Genomic DNA, 2,013 nt, shown 5'->3' with positions numbered 1-2,013 from the left:
CCCAAGATAACGATCCTCCTTCCCCCCCCCGCCGCCGACCCCGTGGGGGCCTGCCGGGGGCGCCCCCCGCCGCGCCTCAGCCGGTCGAGGCCGTCCTGTCGGACGGGCAGAGCCTCGGAACCGTCCTGGCGGATCCGCTGCCCACGGTGCTGCTGGTGCTCGGAGCGGCCACCCCGTTCCGCGACGCCGTGGCCCCGCTGGACGCGCTCGTCCGAGCCCGGCCCGAGGAGGCCGCACGCTGGGCGAGGCAGGCGGAGAGCCGACTCAAATCCGCGGCCGCACTCCGCCGATTCGAGCGGGCCTGGCACTTCGCGGACGCGCGGGCGGAATCCGCCGGCGAGTCCTACAGCCGGGCCAGCATCCACGAGCTCGGCTTCGTCCCGCCCACGGCGCTGCAGCATCGCCACCGGGATGCGAACGGACGCGCGGTGGCCCGCACGGACTTCTGGTGGGAGCAGGTGCGGGTGTACGGGGAGTTCGACGGGCTGGGCAAGTACGACCTGTCGTTCTTCGACGGTGACGACACGGCCCGCCGCGCCAGCATCCGCCGGGAGAAGGAACGGGAGGTGGCCCTGCAGCTGGTCACCCGGGCGGGCGCGCATTGGACGTGGGGAGACCTCCTGCGGCCGGACCGGCTGGCGCGGATCCTCACCGCCGCGGGCGTCCCCCGCTCGGTCTGATCCGCGGCCGTCCCACGGGCCCTGTCTCGACTCGGCGAGCCCGAGCGGCGGACCTCCGCTCTGCGACATCGCAGCCACTCTGCACGGCGGTGATGTCGCTGGGCGGCTGCCAGGCGGTCAGCAGCCCACCTCGGCCCACCTCAGCCGGCCAGGGCCGCCCGCTGCTCGGGGCTGATGCGCACGGGGCGGCCCGTCTGCCCGTCGACGAACACCATGACGGACGTCGCGGTGGCGCAGAGGGTGTCGTCGACGCCGTCGTGCAGGGCGTAGCCCACGTGCACCGAGGCGGCCTTCACGGCGTCCACGCTCACCACCACGCGCAGTGGCACGGGGCGGTAGGGCATCTGGGCCCGGTACTTCACGGTGTGCTCGGAGATGAACGTCCGCACACCGGGGGCCACCCCCTCGAGCAGGTCGATCGGCGGGGCCTGCCCGCCACCGGCGCCGGTGTTCGCGGGCACGCCGAAGGCCGCCACGCGGGCCTCCTCCAGCAGCTGCACCACGGCGATGTTGTTCACGTGGCCGTAGGCGTCCATGTCCGCCCAGCGCAGCGGGATGCGGACCTCGACGGAGCGCGAGGCGGTCATCGGGCGGCCTCCTCGTCCGCGGACCGGCCGTCGCGCTGCGCCGCGGCGTCGAGGGTCGCCGGCGCCTCGTCGTCGCCGAGGATGTCCTCGCGCCAGGCCTCGGGCTGCACGTCCACGAACTCGACGGGCAGGATGCCCAGGTCCTCGAGCTGATTGGACAGCGTGGCCCCGTCCGGGCCGTAGCACCACGGGATGCCCGGGGTGGAATGGCGGGTGTCCTCCGCCCGGCCGCCCGCGAGCAGCGCCTGCGAGGGGGTCAGCTGCCGGATGACGATCGCCTTGACCCGGTCGGGGTGGCGCTGCGCGAACTCGGCGTAGATCTCGGGGTCGTGCTGGCCGTCGTCGCCCACCAGGATCCACTGGATGTCCGGGAACTGCTCGGCGAGGCGCTCGAGCTGGACCCTCTTGTGCTCCTGACCGGAACGGAACCAGCGGTCCCTCGTGGGCCCCCAGCTGGTCAGCAGCAGAGCGCCGAGCGGGTAGAGGTTGCGGCCCAGGAAGCGGGTGAGGGTCTGCGCCACGTTCCACGCCCCCGTGGACAGGTACAGCACGGGGGCCTTCGGCTCGAGCTCGGCGATCCGGCGCAGCAGCACGGCGATCCCCGGAGTGGGCGTGCGGGCGTGCTCGTCGATCACGAACGAGTTCCAGGCCGCCAGCAGGGGGCGGGGCAGCGAGGTGACCACCACGGTGTCGTCGATGTCCGAGACCAGGCCGATCCGCGCGCCCGGCTCGCAGATGTACAGGTC

3 protein-coding genes are annotated in these 2,013 nt (G+C 73.7%); 1 reads left to right on the top strand and 2 read right to left on the bottom strand.

The window, feature by feature from the left end:
- The coding region (locus ACFWJO_RS38205) for a hypothetical protein (RefSeq protein ID WP_386872764.1) at positions 1–680 on the top strand (680 nt) is incomplete at its 5' end.
- A 140-nt stretch (positions 681–820) separates the two neighbouring features.
- Here ACFWJO_RS38205 and ACFWJO_RS38200 read toward each other — a convergent pair.
- Together ACFWJO_RS38200 and ACFWJO_RS38195 are read right to left on the bottom strand one after the other, a co-directional pair.
- Positions 821–1,267: a thioesterase family protein gene (locus ACFWJO_RS38200; RefSeq protein WP_002853740.1), complete on the bottom strand. Its 447-nt coding sequence runs from the start codon at positions 1,265–1,267 to the stop codon at positions 821–823.
- Positions 1,264–2,013: App1 family protein (locus tag ACFWJO_RS38195; RefSeq protein ID WP_386872760.1), on the bottom strand; the 750-nt coding region annotated here is incomplete at its 5' end. The genes ACFWJO_RS38200 and ACFWJO_RS38195, both read right to left, overlap by 4 nt.

Origin of the sequence: Streptomyces sp. NPDC127092, from assembly GCF_042722475.1 — a bacterium.
In the GTDB taxonomy this organism is placed as follows: Bacteria; Actinomycetota; Actinomycetes; order Streptomycetales; family Streptomycetaceae; genus Streptomyces.
Note: the sequence above shows the minus strand (reverse complement) of the source record. Positions and strands in the feature narration are given on the sequence as shown.

Coding starts and splice junctions, on each gene's coding strand:
- ACFWJO_RS38200 (WP_002853740.1), bottom strand. CDS start 1,267: ATGACCGCCTCGCGCTCCGTCGAGGTCCGCATCCCGCTGCGCTGGGCG.